This is a genomic window from Clostridium sp. 29_15 (assembly GCF_001916075.1).
GTDB classification, from domain to species: Bacteria; Bacillota; Clostridia; order Clostridiales; family Clostridiaceae; genus Clostridium; species Clostridium lentum.
The window spans coordinates 84,526-102,558 of record NZ_MNRT01000022.1; the positions used below are offsets into that span (position 1 = coordinate 84,526).

Here is an 18,033-nt window from a genome sequence, read left to right on the forward strand (position 1 = left end):
TTTATGAAAGAATTAGAAACAAGAATTGTTGATATTGATGTAGAAGATATAAGATCAAAATTATTAGCTCTAGGTGGTGTAAAAGTAAAGTCAGAAGATCAAGTAAATGAGATTTATGATTTTTCTGATGGAAGATTACTGCAAGCTAAAGGATATGCAAGAATAAGAACTATAACTGATAGACTTACTAATAAAGAAACAATCTTTATGACAACAAAAAAAATGCTAAGCCAAGATACATTTAAAGTTATGGAGGAAAATGAAACCATAGTTATGGATGCTGAAATGTCTAGAAGAATCTTCTTATCCCTAGGTTTAGAACTTAAAGAATCTATAAAAAAATATAGAGAAAGTTATAAATTAGAAAATTCTCTTGTAGAAATAGATATTAATGATAAGAACTTTTGTCCTTTCCCCTATATTGAAATAGAAACTGATTCTATTGAAAACTTAGAAAAAGTAGTTACTGCTCTTGGATATACACTAGCTGATACTACTTCACAAACAATTTATGATATTCTAGCAGAAAGAGGAATCACCAGTTCAACACCAGGCAGATAAAATAAATTTTTTCATATTTATATGATTCTTTGAATATTCTATAGTGTAAGCAAATATCCTCCTAAAAATATAAAAAACTATGGAAAGACCATAGTTTTTTTATTTTATAATTTTTCTCTTCTTTTAGATGACTTAATAAATAATTTCTCCAACGCTTCCTTATCTTCATCTTCTATACATTTAAGTATCTTATTGAATTCTACCTCAAAAGCTTTCATAGATTTTAATAAATTATTCTTATTTCCTAAAAATAATTGACTCCATAATCCTTCATTAATATTGGCAATTCTCGTTAAGTCTCTATAGCTATCACCAATAAAACTTCCTGTATCTCTTCCTTCTTCATCGCTATTAATAAGAGCAACAGCCAATGCATGAGGAAGCTGACTGGTAAAACTTATCATTTCATCATGGTATTTAGGCGTTATCACCTTAATATGACTAAATCCTAAATCATAAACAATCTTTTCTATTATCTCAATGTTAGATTCTTTATTCTTTTCAGTTATGGTAATTAAATAATTAGCTCCTTTAAAAACCTCATCACTAGCATATTCTATACCCTTTTTTTCTCTTCCAGCCATGGGATGACCAAAGACAAAATCAATATTTTCTGGCAATATACTTAATACTTCATCAATAAACAATTCCTTAATACCTGTAACATCATTTATTATAGCTCCATCTTTAAAATTATGCTTATTATCTTCTATAAATCTTTTGATTAAATTAGGATATATGCCTAAAATAATAATATCTGCTTCCTTAATTACTTCTTTTCCTTCAACATATCCTTCTTTAATTATGCCTATTTCTTTAGCTTTTTTTAATGTTTCAATATTAGTATCTATACCATAAACCTCTTCATACCCAGCATTTTTCAATGCCATGGCATAGCTACCACCAATAACCCCTAACCCTACTATTACTATTTTCATAAACTCTCTCTTCATAAAAAAACAAGTTTTTTCCCTTCCATTTCTGCTATTACTTTTACCTTCTTCATAAGTTCATCAAAAGCAGCTGGCTTAATTGATTGTTGTCCGTCACTTAATGCACATTGTGGATTATTATGAACTTCTATCATAAGTCCATCTGCTCCAACAGCTATGGCAGCCTTAGCAAGAGGCTCAACTAAATACCAGTATCCAGCAGCATGACTTGGGTCAACTATTATTGGTAAATGTGATAATCTTTTCACTACAGGAATTGCACTTAAATCTAAAGTATTTCTTGTGTAATTTTCATAAGTTCTTATTCCTCTTTCACAAAGAATTACATTCTCATTTCCACCAGCCATGATATACTCAGCAGACATTAACCATTCTTCAATAGTTGCAGCAATTCCTCTCTTAAGAAGTATTGGCTTATTAGTCTTACCTAATTGCTTTAATAAATCGAAGTTTTGCATATTTCTTGCTCCAACTTGAATCACATCAACTCTATCAACAAATTCATCAATATAATCTGTAGACATTATTTCTGTTACTATATTTAACCCTGTTTCTTTTTTAGCAATTTCTAAAAGTTTTAACCCTTCAAGTTCAAGGCCTTGGAAACTATAAGGTGATGTTCTTGGCTTAAAAGCCCCTCCTCTTAAGAAATTAGCCCCTGAGTTCTTAACTGCTCTAGCTATCTCTAAAATTTGTTCTTCACTTTCCACTGAACAAGGACCTGCCATTACGCCAAGATTTCCTCCACCAATTAAAGTGCCATTTACATTTATTATACTGTCATCAGGCTTAAATAATCTATTAGCCTTTTTAAATGGATCTTGTACTTTTAATACTTTTTCTACGCCTTCAAAAGTTAAAATCTTATCTGAATCTATTTTAGAAGAATCTCCTACTAATCCTAAAATACAATATGTACCTCCCTTAGATACATTGACTTCTACGCCATATTTCTCTAAATTACTTTTTACAAAATTAATAGTATCTTCTCTTACTGTGGGCCTCATTACTACGATCATATACTTACCTCCAACTACATCTATTTTATAATTTCAGCTAAATTTTTCGTCTCATACTAAAATTCTTCTACCATTATTGTATATATTTTAGCATAAAAAATATGCTAATTATATATTTTCACATTAGTAAATACCTATTTTTCCATAATATAATGTATTTTTTAGCATAGGAATTTTTTTAAGTTATATTTTTATCCAAGACTATTTTTTCTACAAAACTCTTCAACATACTTTTTAAACATCTTCATTGTTGGACTTTGATATTTATTTTTTAAAGTAGCCATATAAATATACCTTTTATGCTGTGGATTAGATATTGGCAATATCTTCACATTAAAGTATTTTAGTGCTGTAATTTTAGGAACTATTGATATACCATATTTAACTTCCACCAATCCAGCAATGGCATTATTTTCTTCCACTTCACAAATGATATTAGGCTTATTATCAACAGCTTTAAATAATCCATCGATTATCTGTCTTATTCCACTTTTATTACCAAAAGCAATAAATGGATATTCACTTATCTCTGCTAAATCTACCGAACTCTTACTGGCCAAAACATGGTCTTTATCTACTATCACTACTAACTCCTCTTCCATTATAGGTGCAAACTCTATTTCTTCTTCATCTTTAGCTATAGATGAAAATACTATATCATATTTTTCACTTTTTAAATCCTTTAATAAACAGGATGTAGTTCCTTGTCCAAAAGTAAATTTAACTTTTGAATTTCCTTCTTCATTTATAAAGCCATTTACCAACTTAGGTACAAATTCAGGTCCTAAAGTAAATATATATCCCAATTCTACGCTACCAGTTCCTATACCTATTAGCTCTTTAATTCTTTTTTCGCCTTCTTCTAATTCTCCTAATGCTCTCTCTACATATTCATAATATATTTTTCCATATTTAGTAAGTTTAATATTCCTTCCATCTTTTTCAAAAAGATATGTGCCAAGTTCTTTTTCTAAAGTTGACATTGCATGACTTAAACTGGGTTGAGTTATTGCTAGCTCTTCTGCAGCTTTAGTATAATGCTCCATTTTGGCTAATACTCTAAAATATCTTAAATAATTTAAATTCATCTTTTTCTCCACCTATAAAATATAAATAAATATTTATTATATCTGAAATTATAGCACTTTTTAATCCATTATATATTAATAAAAATAAGCCAATGTAAAATATTAATTTTACATCAGCTTATAACTATATCTTATAATCTTCCTATTCTCTTTAGTGTATCTGTTATATTTCTACCTTCATCAACACCTTCAATAATTCTTCTAGCTCTTACACTATCACCAATATTAACAACTTCTACTCCATTAGAAGCAAATTTTTCTTCTAATTCATTCATTAATGGTGAATAAGCTCTCATTCCTAAACATACAAATCCAAAATCAAATTCTAATTCCTCATCTACACCATCTTTATTAATAATAAAACTATTTGGCTTAACTTCTAATAATGAAGTGTCAACTCTTACGTCAACTTCTTTTTTCTTTAACATAGATAAGAAATCTATCTTACTTATAAAATCTAATCCATTTCCTACTGCTGGCATTCTTTCAACAATTGTTACACGAGCACCTTTATTAGCAAAATATTCAACAACATCAAGCCCAACAGCTCCTCCACCAATTACACCAATCTTCTTACCTTCTAATTTCATTGCTTCGAATTCTTTAATATTTTTTATAAATCCAAAGATAGACATTACTTTTTCATTTTCTTTATCAACTACGTTGTGTAATCCAGTAATTGGAGGTAATAGAGGGTTTGAACCTGTAGCATTTACCACTACATCTGGTTTTAAATTTTCTATTGCTTCTATCGTTGCAGTAGTATTAGTGAATATATATAAATTCTTTAATTTTTTAGCTCTGTTTATTAAATAATCTGGGAAATCATTTATTCTATCTTTAGCTGGAAGTTTTGCTATTTCTCTTGCTAATCCTCCTAAGTATGGCTTAGCTTCAAATAAGAATGTAGTACATCCTACTTCTGCAGCAGTACAAGCTGCTTCAAGTCCAGCTGTTCCTCCACCTATAACTACCACATTAGTAGCCTTGTTTACTTTTAATTCTTTATGAGTATCTCCAAATATTACACTTGGATTAACTGTACATCTTACAGGTCTATTTAATCCAATTCTATGTCCTGAACAAGCAATATTACAAGATATACATTTTCTTAATTCATCTTCTCTTCCACTTTTAACCTTATTAACCCATTGTGGTTCTGCTATAAGTCCACGTCCTATAGCCACCATATCTGCATGTCCTTCTTCAATTATTCTTTCAGCAATCTTAGGATTTCTTATATTTCCTGATGTTATAACTACTTTTTCTGGATACTTTTCTTTTACAGCCTTAGCCATGTATGAACGCCATCCATCTTCTAAATAGTTAGCATCTATTTGATATTGAAGTGAATCATTTAAAGCTGCTGATACATTTAAAATATCTGCATCTTCTTGTAAATATTCTAGCATTTCTAAAGAATCTTCTAATGTATTTCCACCTTCAACTAACTCTTCCGCACTAAATCTAAAACTTATTGGAAACATTGGTCCTACAGCTTCTCTTACAGCTTTTAAAACTAATCTTGCAAATCTAGTTCTATTTTCAACACTTCCACCAAATTCATCAGTTCTTTTATTATACACAAGTGATAAGAATTGACATAGTAAATATGAATGTCCACCATGAATTTCAACAGCATCAAAACCTGCAATTTGAGCTCTCTTAGCAGCTTCTGCATATTTATGTACTATTGCATGTATTTCTTCTATTTCTAAAGGTCTTGGCACTGCCCCTCCAGTTTTTGATGGTATATTAGAAGATGATACTGGAGTATTTCCCTCTATTCTACCTGGAACTGCTGAAGCACCTGAATGATTAATTTGAATAGCTACAGACGCACCCTGTCTATGTAACCTTTCTGTTAATTTAAATAAATTTGGAATATATCTATCATGATCTAATCTTATTTGAGTTGTACCGTTTGATCCTAAAGGAAAGTCTACACAAGCATTTTCAACTATAATAAGACCTGTTCCACCTTCTGCTCTTTTTTCATAATATGTTATATGCTCATCAGTAAAATCTCCCATAGCTCCACCATAATTTGTTCCCATAGGAGGCATTGCTACTCTATTTCTTACTGTCATATGTTTAATTGTTATAGGACTTAAAAGGTTTTTGTAATTATTCATATATATCTCCTAACTATAAATTTATTTATCATTATCTTTGCTTATAAATATTGCTAAATCATTAATTTCTTCATTGAAATAATTGTTATTTTAATCACGTTAATTATTTAACGTTATATTTATTATATTGTACCTTTCATCACTATTCCAATTGATATTAAGCACATTATTTATAGATATATTCTATAGATTATTTATTAACACCTAATTTTTATCTATAAATTACCAATTTCATTTTATTCTTATAATAACAATAAAAATAGGAGTAGCTAAAACTTACCACTCCCCTTTTTCAAGTTAAAATATATTTTTTTTATATATTTTAATAAATATTTTCTATATGATATTACTATCATTATTCTTCTTACATTTTTTTAATCATTTAGAATTTAATGCATTTATTATTAATTTATATGTTAAAAATTTAATTTTTCTTTTTTCAATCTTCTCTTTTTATAAATATTTTTAATATTTATAAAAACTATTTCTCAATATATAAATCCACTAATTCACCACCAACTATATTTCTAATACTATTATAAATTTCTTCACTGGCATTTAGCATTTTATTTCTTAGCTCATCAGAAACTTTTATTATCTCTGTTCCACTCTCTTTAATAACATCTATTTTTTCAGATACTCTTACATCAGAAGATTCTCTTGCATATTTAATAGCTGCTTCCGATGCAGCATCTATTATTTCCCTTTGCTCTTTAGTTAATTCTTTATAAAACTCTTCACTAACTATTAATGATATTAAATGTGCTAAATGATTGGTTTCAACAATATATTTCTGTTGCTCATACAATTTATTAGATACAATTACTTCATAAGGATTTTCTTGTGCATCTATAGTATTTTGTTGAAGTCCTATATAAACTTCACTGAAAGTCATTGGTGTAGCACTTGCTCTTATAGCCTTCCAAAACTCTATATGATTAGTATTTTCCATTGTTCTAATCTTTTGGCCCTTAAAATCACTTATATCTTCTATGAGCTTATTAGTAGACATAACTCTAAAACCTTGATCAGCATATCCCATAAGTTCATATCCTGAATTTCTATAAGCCTTCTTCATAATTGATAAAAACTCCTTATTATCAACTACGCTTCTAACTTCACTGATATCTGAAAATGCACAAGGTAAATCAAATATTGCTGCTTCTTTAATAAAAGAAACCTGTGGTGCTGTATTTTGAACTACAAAGGGGATATCTCCATCCTTGCAACTTTCTAAAAGTTCTCTATCTCCACCTAATATACTATTAGAATATACTTCTATACGCATTTTTCCTTCACTAAGCCTATCTACTTCTTCTGCAAATTTTTCTGCTAATATCTGCGTTACAGTGTCTTCTGGGCTTGCTGTAGCAATTGGCCATGCATATGTTTGTACCTGTTCATTTTTTGATGCTGTACTGCATCCTGTTAAACATACAGTTAGTATCATTCCAAGTAAAAAACATAATATTTTTCTTTTGCTTCTTTTCCTCATGACATACCTCCATTTTTATAACAGCATTAAACTTATTGATGGTATAAATGTAAATAATAATAATGCAATTAAGAAACAAATAATCATAGGAATAGATTTTTTAGCTATATCCATAACTGGCACATCAGTTAAGGAGCTTGCCACAAAAAGATTAATTCCTATTGGTGGTGTAATAAAACCTATAGCTAAATTTACAATCATAATTACTCCAAATTGAATTGTATTTACACCTATAGCGGTAACTATTGGTAATAATATAGGTGTTAATATAAGAATTGCTGGAGTGGTGTCCATAACCATTCCAACTGCCAATAACACTAAATTTATAACTAATAATATAATTATTTTATTACTAAAATTAGTTAATATCCATTCACTTACAATCTGTGGCACCTGCATTAATGTTAAAACTCTTGAAAAAGCAACTGATGTTGCTAAAATAAATAATATTGGCGCAAAAGTCCTTATGGTTTCAACACAAACATCAAATATCTCTTTAATCTCAATACTTTTATATATAAAAACACTAAGAATTAATGCATAAAATACAGATATAACAGCTGCTTCTGTTGGTGAAGCCACTCCTGAATAAATACATCCTAAAATAATTATAGGTGATAATAAAGCAAAAAAGCTTTCCTTTAATAACTTAAACAAACCATTTTTTCTTAATTCACCTGTTACTTTATTAATTTTTTCTCTATCTTCTCCATACTTCTTACAATATACAATTGAATATATCATTAATAAAGCTGCAATAATTACTCCTGGAATTATTCCTGCCATAAATAAATCACTTACAGATTCTCCTGTTGTTGTCCCATACATTATAAATGGTATACTAGGTGGAATAATAACCCCTAACCCTCCTGCCACTGCAACAATAGCTGTAGCAAATTTTTTATCATACCCAAGTTCACACAAAAACGGAATAGTCATACTTCCAACAGCTGCTACTGTTGCAGGTGCTGAGCCTGATATGGCACCATAAAATAAGCAGGTTACAATTACTGCACATGGAATACCTGCCGTAAATTTTCCTAAAAAATAAGAAAAAACATTAAAAAGCCTTTTTGATATTCCTCCTCTAGCCATCAATATTCCAGAGAATATAAACATTGGCACTGCTAAAAGAGGAAAGCTATCCAAACCTCCAAACATAGATCTAACTATATACTTAGCACTTACTGTAAATGAAGAATCTAGTATACCTGGTAATATTGATACAATTCCTAAAGATATTGATATTGGTATTGCTATCATCAAACATATAAAGAATATTAAAAATATAACCCCTGTCATCATATACTAAACCTCCCTAATAAATTTTAATTCTTCTATCCATCTTTGTATAATCCTTATAGAGACTAGTATAAAACTAAATAATGGTGCAGCCTGTATATAATACATTGGAATACCACAAGCAGGACTTGTTTGTCCACTAACTACGGCTGATTTTAAATAAATATAAGCATATGGAATTAAAAATAAGAAAAATATTATTTCTATTGTATGATTTACTAACTTAATCATTGCTTTTCCTCTCTTAGGAAAGATAGATATAAATTGTTCTATTTTTATAGATATACATTTTTTTGTGCAATAACTTACACTAATGAACCCTGACCATATAAATAAATATCTAGTTATTTCTTCCGACCAAGCTAATGAATTACCTAATAAATATCTAGTAAATACCTGTATACCCATTATTAAAGTCATGGCTAATAAAAGAATAACTAGAATAAACTCTTCAAAGTTATCATCTAACCATTTAATTATCTTCATAACTGTTATTCTCCTTTACTTTTCTTTTGTAATATTACCATATTATTTCATTCATTGACAAAAGAGTTGTTAAAAAAAACTTCCTAAAAAAGTCAGTTTAATAACAACCCTTCTAAACATTATTATTTAATATCTAGTTTTTCTTTCATATATTCTATTGGCATGTCTTCTCCTGTCCACATCTTAAATGCTGCAGCTCCTTGGAATAACATCATACCAAGACCATTCATAGTTTTACATCCAACTTCTTTAGCCATTCTTAACAATTCAGTTTCTCTTGGATAGTAAACAACATCTGAAACAATAAGATCTGGTCTTAAGAATGATTTATCTGGAATATAAGTTTGTCCTTCTAACGGCTTCATTCCCATCCCTGTAGCATTAGTGAAAAGATAGCTGCTTGCTATTTCTTCTTTTAACTTATCTAAATCTGCTAAATCAAATAATTGTGCTTTACAATTAGTTTTTTCATTGATTTTTCTTACAGTTTCTTCTGCGTTTGCCCAAAATTCATCTTTTCTATTAAATATAGAAATTTCTGCAACTCCATCTAAAGCTGCTTGTATTTCTATTGCAGTAGCAGCTCCCCCTGCTCCTACTATTGTCATTTTCTTACCAATAACATCTACACCATTATCTTTTAAAGACATCATATATCCTGTACCATCTGTTATATGACCAGTTAATACACCATCTTCATTTACTATTGTATTAACAGCACCACACATTTCAGCTGCTGGAGATAATTTATCTAAATATTTGTGTACAACTGTCTTATTTGGCATAGAAACATTAGATCCAACTAATTTTAAAGATCTTATTCCTTGAACAGCCCCTTCTAAAGAATCATTATCTACTTCAAATGCTAAGTATGCATAATCTAATCCTAATTTAGCAAATGCTGCATTATGCATTGCTGGTGAACTTGAATGACGTATTGGATAAGCCATAAGCCCTATTAACTCAGTATGTCCTGTAATTCTCTTTTCCATTACTTTAATCTCCTTAATATAAAAGTATTAAATAAATTTAATTAGTCATTATTTCCTCTAAATATATCATCAAAAGCTCTTAGTCCTAAAGTGTAAACTGATGAACCAAGACCAACTATTATTCCTGAAGCTATTGGTGATATAACTGAGTGATGTCTGAATTCTTCTCTAGCATGTACATTTGACATGTGTAATTCAATAACTGGGCACTCTAACATTCTAAGTGCATCTCCTATAGCATGGCTGTAATGAGTCCATGCACCAGCATTTAACATAACTCCATCATATCCTTCTAAATATGCTTCATGAATTTTATCAACAAATTCACCTTCATTATTAGTTTGGAAGTTTGTAACTTCTATATCTAATTCCTTTGCTAAATCATCAACTTTTTTATTAATTCCATCTAAAGTTATTGTTCCATATTGCTTTGGATCTCTTTTACCAAACATATTATGATTAACACCATGTAATAACATTACTTTTTTCATTATAATTCATCCTCTCTTTGTCTATATATACTTTGTGTTTTATCTAAAAATTCAACTTCCTTAAGATTATCATAAGGAAGTGAAATTTCAATCTTTTTTATTTATTCATTAACATATTATACCTTATATTAACTACTATTGATGCTATTATACTAACTACAGCTAATACTGCTGATACTAATAATGTGTATTGAACACCAAATTTGCTAGTTACTGTTCCTGCTATAGCAGTTATACTGAATGCACATAATGCACCTGCTATCATAATCATACTTACAGCTTTAGCTTTTGAAGCTGGGAAAAGGTCAGACATTACAGAAACTAAAAATTGTAACACTCCACCAGCACATGTTGCACCAATTAGGAAACCTCCTATTTGTGCTACTATTGGACTTGGTACAAAATACATCCATAATAATGTTGCTAATGATAATGCTGGATATACTACTATCATTCTAACTGGTTTAATCCATTTAACTAAAACAACATTTAGTAATACTGCAAATATTGAACCTAATGCATAGTTTGATCCAATCTTACCTGCTGCTGCTTCTGTCATATTTAAGAATGTCATTCCATAATCTTTATTTATATTTAAAAATACTTGGAAAGTTGCTGTAGCTGTATATCCCATTATAATTAAAGCTACTCCTTCAATCCAAAAATTAGATTTAACTTGTACAACATCTGCTGCTGTTTCTGCTTTAGCTTCTCCTACAGTTGCAAAAGGAAGCTTAGTTAATAATAATGATATAATTGCTAATAATACTATACAAATTACAAATGTCCATCCAAACCATAATCCATTAGATGCCCAGAAAGTAACCATTACTGGTAAAATATATTGTGCTATTGCTATACATAACTTTGATAAAATACTTGCAAGCCCTGATGATTGCACCAATATTTCCATAACTGCAGGAAGTACTCCTGAATCTAAGAATCCATTAGCTACACCAGCTAGAATTGCCACAAAGAAAGCTACTGTTGTATTTGGTGCCAATAATATTCCCCCAAAGAATCCTATATACACTAAACACCCTATAATAACAGTAAGTCTTCTACCAAACTTATCTGAAATTGCTCCTGAAAAAGGATATGTAATTAATCTTCCTATACCTAATGCAGATATTACATAAAGTACTCCTGCTGCATCAGTATTCCATAAAGCTTGAAATGATTTAGTATTTTGTGATAATATTGCTGCACCAAAACCATGTACAAAGAAACTTAAATATAGTACAAAAGCTGTTGGATACAAACTTTTCATTGATTTATTTTGCTCTTTCATTTTTATTCCCCTTCTCAATTGAATGTATATTTTTTAACAATTTACTTTATAATTCTTCTGTCATCTTATGTAGTTATTATATTATTAATTTAAAATTTTGAACACTAATTATATTATATTGTTAAAAAATTATCTTGCTATTTGTTAATGATTTAACTACGATTTCAAGGGGTTTTTATGATTTTAAGCTATATTATCTTGCTTTTTTCTATAATTTTATTGTAATATATAGAAGTTTAATTATATAATTGTCTTGAAAATTAATAATTTAGGAGAGTATTTTTTATGTTTTCTTATGACTTTACACCAAAAGATAACAATATATTTGAAGACAATAAACAACCAAAACTTTTAAGACTTTGTCATAATTTTAATAATCCTGGTTGGGTATATAATTATCACTTACATAAAAATGCTACTGAAATAGTGTATATTGCCAATGGAAAAGCTGAGTATACCGTAGATATGAATACATTCACATTGGAAAAAGGTCAAATTCTTATTATGGAAAAAGGTGTTCTTCATTCCATAACTTCTGATAAAGATTATCCTGCTGATGCTTGGACATGTATTATAGGTAATTACAAAATTACTTATAATACTGAAGATGTTATGCTTTTACCTAATAAAACATTTCATATAATGAATGCTGGAATTCATGAGGATTTTATAAAAAATACATTTAAGGAAATATATAATCTTTGCTTAAATAATAATTCTATTTCTCATGGTGTTTGTGATATTTTAGCCACTTCATTAACTTCAACTCTTTATCATTTAATTCCTCATGAAGAAGAATCATCTGAAAATAATCACTCTTCATTTATAAGAGATGTACTTGTATATATAAGTGAGCATTATACTGAAAAAATAACCTTAAAGAAACTTTCTGAGGTTTTTCATATAAGCACTGGTCATATAAGTCATTCTTTTACTAAAGAATATGGTGTTTCTCCAATAAACTATGCCATTGATTTAAGAATTTGCGATGCCAAGCTTATGCTTATAAATAGCACTGAATCTTTAGTATCTATTGCAAGAAAAGTTGGATATGATAATCCAACGCACTTCACCAATATTTTTACTAACAGAGTAAACTGTTCCCCTACTGAATATAGAGAATTTCATAATAAAAAGAATAATTATAATTTTGTTGATGATTCTAGTACTAGTTGTATTAATATAAATATTGATAATTCCTTAAAAGAAGTTCATGAATTAAAGAAAGATTTTGAAAAAATCAAAGAAGAAAATGAAATTTTGCAAAAAGCAATGTCCATATTAGCAAGAAAAAATTAATGGAAGCTCACAAATTAGCTTCCATTTCATTTTTTTTATTTTATTCATTATTAATTATAGTAATTATAGTATTAACCAATTCATCTAATGTTTTATCATTTTCAACTCTATAATGACATTGATTTTTATATAAATCATATCTTTCATCATGTAATCTATAAAGAATATTTGGGCCATTTACCAAAAGTGGTCTATTTTTTATCTCAACATCACCTACAATATTATCTACAGGTCTATCTAAAAATATTATTATAGAATTATCATGAAATGCTTTCATATTTTCTTGCTTTTTAACAGCACCACCACCAGAAGCTATTACTGTTTTTCTTTTATTACTTAAAGCTTTGCAAGCCTTTGTTTCACAACTTCTAAAATATTCTTCACTTACAGCAAAAAGTTCAGGTACTGTCTTACCTGTGGACTCAATTATAAAATCATCCATATCTATAAAATCATAATTAATCTTCTGTGCAAGCATCTTTCCTACAGTGGTCTTTCCACAGCCTGTTAATCCTATTAAGACTATATTCTTTTCTTTATTATTCATTTACTTACCCCACTAAAAGTCTTTCTTCAATTCATTATAAATAATATTTATGATTTCTTTATCTATTTCAATTTGGTTAAAGATTTCTTCTGCTTTTACAGCCTGCCCTACTAACATATATAATCCACCAATTGAAATCTTTCCTAAACTTCTTGCTCTTCTTAATATTTCTGTTTCTGTAGGATTATATACTATATCAACTACCGCTTGAAATTTTTCTATAATTTCATCTCCCACAGCAGATACACCTACTTTTGGATACATACCTACCGGCGTAGAATTTACCAATAAATATCCATTAAGCTTTACCAACTCATCATAATTAATAAGCTTAACTCTTTTATCCTTGCTATTCTCTGAACTATATTGTGGATATCTACTTACTATATATACTTCTTCAGCCCCATCATCTAAAAGTACCTCCCTAATAGCTTTACTAGCACCACCACTACCTAAAATAACCGTTCTTTTGCCTTTTACATCTATATTTGCTATTTTTAAAGTACTATGAAAGCCAAAATAATCAGTATTATAACCCCAAAGCTTTCCATCTTTATTAACTACAGTATTTACTGCCCCAATATTCTTTGCTTCATCAGAAATATAATCTAAGAAAGACATAACTTCTTCCTTATATGGAATGGTTACATTAAATCCTCTTATATCTAAAGTTTTCACTCCATCAATGAATTTCTGCATATTTCCTCTTGGCAGTTCAAACTTTTTATAAGCTCCTTCCACATTAATTAGCTCCATTATTCTTTTATTTATTATAGGAGAATAAGTATGTGGGAGCTTTTCTCCTAACACACCTAAAAATTCCATTACAATGCCCCCTTTTTTAATTTTTTATTTTTTCTATTCTTTGCTTTTATAATTTCCTAATAATTTAAAGTATCTGCTTTTTTCTTGAATTAATGATATTGCATTTTTTACTTCTGCATTATTAAGATTTCCTTCAAAGTCTATATATAATACATATTTCCATGGCAAGTTGCTTATTGGTCTTGATTCTATCTTTTTAAGATTTATATTATTTTCTGAAAAATGCCTTAAAAGTTTATATAATGTTCCAGCTTCATCCTCTAGTGAGAATACTATACTTACCCTATTAGAAAATTTATCATATTCTAAATTTTTGCCAATAACAATAAACTTAGTGGTATTTTCTGATTCATCATTGATATTACCTTTAACAACTTCAAGTCCATATCTCTTAGCTGCTCTTTCACTGGCAATAGCTACTTTTGATTTTTCCCCTGTTTCCCAGACATACTTTACACTTAAAGCTGTGTTATGATATGGTATTTGAATCCATTCTTTATGCTCCTTTAAAAACTCACTACTTTGAGCAAACCCTTGCGGATGAGAATATACTTCCTTTATATCTGATATCTTTGTACCCTTTAATCCAATTAAATTTTGTCTTACTTTTACACATTGTTCTCCTACAATATAAAAGCCATAATCCTTCATTAAATCATATACCACTGTAATGGCACCTGTTGATGAGTTTTCCACTGGTAATACACCATAATCTATCTCACCATTTTTTAAAGCATCAAATACATCTTCAAATTCATCATAAAATACCATACCTTTTTCTTCACCAAAATAGCTTATTTTTGCCTCTTCACTGAAAGATCCTTCTACACCTTGTACTCCTATCTTTAATTGCCCCATTATACTTTGCTGAAGTTCTCTACTGGTTGTCATCATATCATTTAAAAATTTTTCAGCATAGTCACTATAATCTTTATTTTTAAGTCTTTTTAAATTCTTCTCAATAACAGCATTTTCTCTAGCTCCATTAAAAATTGGAAGATTTCTTTCCATCTTGTATTTTGCCACATTTAACACAACATCCATTCTTTTTTCAAAAAGCTCAATAATCTGTTTATCTATATCATCTATTTCATCTCTTAACTTATCTATATCTAACACTGAAATACCCCTTCCTATCAATTAAACGCCACCGCTAACATCCATGAAATGATTAACTTAGATTTAATTTTCAATTAAATCTAAAATTCCTATTGCTGTTGCTGCTTCTATTACAGGAAGTGCTCTTTGAACTATACATGGATCATGTCTACCATTTACCTCTAAAACTGTTTCTTCCCCTGTATTGATATTTACAGTATTTTGTGATTTTAATATGGACGATGTAGGCTTTATTGCAACCTTAAATATAACTGGCATGCCATTAGTTATTCCGCCTAATATACCACCATTATTATTGGTCTTAGTCAAAACCTTTTCTCCTGAAAAATACATAGAATCATTAGCCTGACTTCCTCTCATTTGAGTAAGCTCAAACCCTCTACCAAATTCAATGCCTTTTACTGCTGGTATAGAAAACATTAAGTGTGCTAAAGTAGATTCCACTGAATCAAAAAATGGATTACCTATTCCAGGCTCTATCCCAAGAACTGCACACTCAACAGTACCACCAATTGAATCTAACTCTTCCTTAGCTAGCAGTATCTCTTTTCTCATAGCTTCTTCTTTCAATTCATCTATTAATGGTAACTCTTTTGACATATATGAATTAATAAAACCTTCCGTAATTTTTTCATCTAAAAAGCTTTTATCTTCAATTGTACCAATAGATTTTATATGAGACACTATCTTAATTCCCTTTGCTTCTAATATCTGCTTACATATTGCTCCTGCAAAAACAATAGATGCTGTTATTCTTCCTGAAAAATGACCACCACCTCGATAATCATTAAAACCATTATATCTAATCTTCCCTGTATAATCAGCATGACCAGGCCTCATTATATCTTTAAGCTTTCCATAATCCTTAGACTTAGTATTATTATTTCTTATGATGGCACAAAGAGGAGTTCCTGTAGTCTTTCCCTGAAAAAATCCACTTAATATCTCTGGTTCATCAGCTTCTTTTCTTGGCGTTGATAAATTATTCCTACCAGGAGCTCTTCTTTTCATCTCAGATGATACTTTATCTAAATTTATTTCAAAACCTGGTTCAAGTCCATCTATATTAATTCCTATGGCATTACCATGAGATTCTCCAAAAATAGATATCTTGATTTTATTTCCCCACATTCCACTCACTTGCTATACCTCCTAATCTTCTGTAATCATCAAAAAATGATGGATATGATTTACTTATACATTCATAATCCTTTAATATAATAGGCTCCTCACATCTTGTAGCTGCAATTGCTAAAGTCATTGCTATTCTGTGATCTTTCCAACTCCACACCTCTACTCCACCTTTTAAACTTTCTACACCTTCAATAATAAGCCCATCTTCTTTTTCTTCTATTTTAGCACCTAGCTTAGTAAGTTCCGATGCTACAGCCTTTAATCTATCACATTCCTTAATTCTAAGCCTACCAGCCTTTATAATCTTAGTAGTCCCTTGTGCTAAAGCCGCTACCACCGATAATACAGGAATAATATCTGGGCACTGAGAACCATCTATTACAGTGGCTTTTAAACCTATATTTTTTACTGGAACAATTCTATTTTTACTTTTATTCCATTCTATTGACATTCCCATCCTTGCTAAAATATCAAGAGCTTCCTTATCACCTTGTGCTGAGTTTGCCAACACATCATCTATTTCCACTTTATTACCTATGGAATTTGCCGCTAAGAAAAATGTAGCTTGAGAATAATCACCTTCTATCCTATAATTTCTTGCTTTATATTGCTGATTACCTTTAATAATAAATTCTTTATAATCATTATTTATTATTTCTATACCAAAATCCCTTAATGCAGATAATGTTAAATCTATATAACCTTTTGATTCCATTTCTGTTGTTATTATTATTTTTGAATCCCTATTAATTAAAGGTAAGGTAAATAATAATCCAGTTATAAATTGAGAACTGATATTTCCAGCTAAATAATATTCTCCTCCTTTTAAGGTACCTTCTAATTGCAGATTTAAAATACCTTCCTCAAAAGAATACTCTATATTATCCTGCTCAAATATTTCGTAAAATGTATTTAATGGTCTTTTTCCTAAATTACCTCGGCCTATAAACTTCTTTTTTCCTGGAATCAATAAAGAAATTGGTACTAAAAATCTTAAAGTTGAACCTGATTCATTGCAATCAATAATCTTTAACTCTTTATTATCTTCATTATGATTTATTCCCTGAATCTCTATATAATTTTTATTCTGATAAATCTTAGCTCCCAATGCTTTCATTGCTTCCATAGTGGCAATAATATCATCTGAAAAATCAATATTTTCTATTTTAGAGACTCCCTCAGAAAGACTTGCACAAATGATTGCCCTATGAGCCATACTTTTTGAAGGAGGTACTTTTACATTCCCCATAAGCCTCATATTTCCTACTTTTAAATCAGCCACAAAAATTCCTCCAT

The 18,033-nt window shown here is 29.4% G+C and carries 17 protein-coding genes; 2 read left to right on the forward strand and 15 right to left on the reverse strand.

All coding sequences use genetic code 11. From position 1 onward, the window contains the following. The first annotated feature begins 3 nt into the window (after positions 1-3). A complete protein-coding gene (locus BHW04_RS04315) occupies positions 4-561 on the forward strand; it encodes a class IV adenylate cyclase (protein ID WP_302623442.1) in 558 nt (185 codons plus the stop codon). A gap of 104 nt (positions 562-665) precedes the next feature. On the opposite strand, the gene BHW04_RS04320 is transcribed toward BHW04_RS04315, so the two are convergent. The 10 genes from BHW04_RS04320 to BHW04_RS04365 all read right to left on the reverse strand — a co-directional run bounded on the left by BHW04_RS04320 (position 666) and on the right by BHW04_RS04365 (position 11,813). Then, the gene (locus BHW04_RS04320; protein WP_302699016.1) at positions 666-1,499 is read right to left on the reverse strand and encodes a prephenate dehydrogenase; all 834 of its coding nucleotides are present in this window, start codon (positions 1,497-1,499) and stop codon (positions 666-668) included. A gap of 11 nt (positions 1,500-1,510) precedes the next feature. Next, the gene (gene aroF, locus BHW04_RS04325; RefSeq protein WP_022212906.1) at positions 1,511-2,533 is read right to left on the reverse strand and encodes a 3-deoxy-7-phosphoheptulonate synthase; all 1,023 of its coding nucleotides are present in this window, start codon (positions 2,531-2,533) and stop codon (positions 1,511-1,513) included. Positions 2,534-2,724: 191 nt separating this feature from the next. Beyond that, positions 2,725-3,621, reverse strand: a complete 897-nt coding sequence (locus BHW04_RS04330) for a LysR family transcriptional regulator (protein WP_022212905.1) — start codon at positions 3,619-3,621, stop codon at positions 2,725-2,727. 131 nt (positions 3,622-3,752) lie between these two features. Beyond that, positions 3,753-5,756, reverse strand: coding sequence for an oxidoreductase (locus BHW04_RS04335; RefSeq protein WP_302699019.1), 2,004 nt, complete (start codon positions 5,754-5,756; stop codon positions 3,753-3,755). Positions 5,757-6,237: 481 nt separating this feature from the next. Next, positions 6,238-7,251: a TRAP transporter substrate-binding protein gene (locus BHW04_RS04340; protein ID WP_302632245.1), complete on the reverse strand. Its 1,014-nt coding sequence runs from the start codon at positions 7,249-7,251 to the stop codon at positions 6,238-6,240. A gap of 15 nt (positions 7,252-7,266) precedes the next feature. Then, positions 7,267-8,556: a TRAP transporter large permease gene (locus BHW04_RS04345; protein ID WP_302632246.1), complete on the reverse strand. Its 1,290-nt coding sequence runs from the start codon at positions 8,554-8,556 to the stop codon at positions 7,267-7,269. A gap of 3 nt (positions 8,557-8,559) precedes the next feature. Beyond that, complete coding sequence (locus tag BHW04_RS04350; protein ID WP_302699020.1) at positions 8,560-9,039, reverse strand: TRAP transporter small permease; 480 nt, start codon at positions 9,037-9,039, stop codon at positions 8,560-8,562. A gap of 122 nt (positions 9,040-9,161) precedes the next feature. Continuing rightward, complete coding sequence (locus BHW04_RS04355) at positions 9,162-10,031, reverse strand: shikimate dehydrogenase (protein WP_022168656.1); 870 nt, start codon at positions 10,029-10,031, stop codon at positions 9,162-9,164. Positions 10,032-10,072: 41 nt separating this feature from the next. Further along, positions 10,073-10,522, reverse strand: a complete 450-nt coding sequence (aroQ, locus tag BHW04_RS04360) for a type II 3-dehydroquinate dehydratase (RefSeq protein ID WP_022168655.1) — start codon at positions 10,520-10,522, stop codon at positions 10,073-10,075. A 97-nt stretch (positions 10,523-10,619) separates the two neighbouring features. Beyond that, a complete protein-coding gene (locus BHW04_RS04365) occupies positions 10,620-11,813 on the reverse strand; it encodes an MFS transporter (protein ID WP_302632250.1) in 1,194 nt (397 codons plus the stop codon). A gap of 285 nt (positions 11,814-12,098) precedes the next feature. Here BHW04_RS04365 and BHW04_RS04370 point away from each other — a divergent pair, with 285 nt between their 5' ends. After that, entirely contained in the window at positions 12,099-13,112 is a 1,014-nt protein-coding gene (locus BHW04_RS04370) for an AraC family transcriptional regulator (protein ID WP_302699022.1), read from the forward strand. Between the two features lie 40 nt (positions 13,113-13,152). Here the strand turns inward: BHW04_RS04370 and BHW04_RS04375 are convergent, their stop codons facing one another. The 5 genes from BHW04_RS04375 to aroA form a co-directional block, all read right to left on the reverse strand. Beyond that, the gene (locus BHW04_RS04375; RefSeq protein WP_022212897.1) at positions 13,153-13,659 is read right to left on the reverse strand and encodes a shikimate kinase; all 507 of its coding nucleotides are present in this window, start codon (positions 13,657-13,659) and stop codon (positions 13,153-13,155) included. Between the two features lie 12 nt (positions 13,660-13,671). Beyond that, a complete protein-coding gene (locus BHW04_RS04380; RefSeq protein WP_302699024.1) occupies positions 13,672-14,484 on the reverse strand; it encodes a shikimate dehydrogenase family protein in 813 nt (270 codons plus the stop codon). 33 nt (positions 14,485-14,517) lie between these two features. Then, entirely contained in the window at positions 14,518-15,603 is a 1,086-nt protein-coding gene (locus tag BHW04_RS04385; protein WP_302652735.1) for a chorismate mutase, read from the reverse strand. Between the two features lie 63 nt (positions 15,604-15,666). Further along, positions 15,667-16,743 (reverse strand): chorismate synthase, encoded by a 1,077-nt coding sequence (gene aroC, locus BHW04_RS04390; RefSeq protein WP_186834462.1) that lies wholly within the window; start codon positions 16,741-16,743, stop codon positions 15,667-15,669. Further along, positions 16,721-18,019 (reverse strand): 3-phosphoshikimate 1-carboxyvinyltransferase, encoded by a 1,299-nt coding sequence (gene aroA, locus BHW04_RS04395; protein WP_441294415.1) that lies wholly within the window; start codon positions 18,017-18,019, stop codon positions 16,721-16,723. The genes aroC and aroA overlap by 23 nt, the downstream gene beginning before the upstream one ends. Positions 18,020-18,033 lie beyond the last annotated feature (14 nt).

Excerpts from the sequence above, each read along its gene's own strand:
- BHW04_RS04315 (WP_302623442.1), top strand. The coding sequence starts at position 4 with ATGAAAGAATTAGAAACAAGAATTGTTGATATTGATGTAGAAGATATA.
- BHW04_RS04320 (WP_302699016.1), bottom strand. The coding sequence starts at position 1,499 with ATGAAAATAGTAATAGTAGGGTTAGGGGTTATTGGTGGTAGCTATGCC.
- aroF (WP_022212906.1), bottom strand. The coding sequence starts at position 2,533 with ATGATCGTAGTAATGAGGCCCACAGTAAGAGAAGATACTATTAATTTT.
- BHW04_RS04330 (WP_022212905.1), bottom strand. The coding sequence starts at position 3,621 with ATGAATTTAAATTATTTAAGATATTTTAGAGTATTAGCCAAAATGGAG.
- BHW04_RS04335 (WP_302699019.1), bottom strand. The coding sequence starts at position 5,756 with ATGAATAATTACAAAAACCTTTTAAGTCCTATAACAATTAAACATATG.
- BHW04_RS04340 (WP_302632245.1), bottom strand. The coding sequence starts at position 7,251 with ATGAGGAAAAGAAGCAAAAGAAAAATATTATGTTTTTTACTTGGAATG.
- BHW04_RS04345 (WP_302632246.1), bottom strand. The coding sequence starts at position 8,556 with ATGATGACAGGGGTTATATTTTTAATATTCTTTATATGTTTGATGATA.
- BHW04_RS04350 (WP_302699020.1), bottom strand. The coding sequence starts at position 9,039 with ATGAAGATAATTAAATGGTTAGATGATAACTTTGAAGAGTTTATTCTA.
- BHW04_RS04355 (WP_022168656.1), bottom strand. The coding sequence starts at position 10,031 with ATGGAAAAGAGAATTACAGGACATACTGAGTTAATAGGGCTTATGGCT.
- aroQ (WP_022168655.1), bottom strand. The coding sequence starts at position 10,522 with ATGAAAAAAGTAATGTTATTACATGGTGTTAATCATAATATGTTTGGT.
- BHW04_RS04365 (WP_302632250.1), bottom strand. The coding sequence starts at position 11,813 with ATGAAAGAGCAAAATAAATCAATGAAAAGTTTGTATCCAACAGCTTTT.
- BHW04_RS04370 (WP_302699022.1), top strand. The coding sequence starts at position 12,099 with ATGTTTTCTTATGACTTTACACCAAAAGATAACAATATATTTGAAGAC.
- BHW04_RS04375 (WP_022212897.1), bottom strand. The coding sequence starts at position 13,659 with ATGAATAATAAAGAAAAGAATATAGTCTTAATAGGATTAACAGGCTGT.
- BHW04_RS04380 (WP_302699024.1), bottom strand. The coding sequence starts at position 14,484 with ATGGAATTTTTAGGTGTGTTAGGAGAAAAGCTCCCACATACTTATTCT.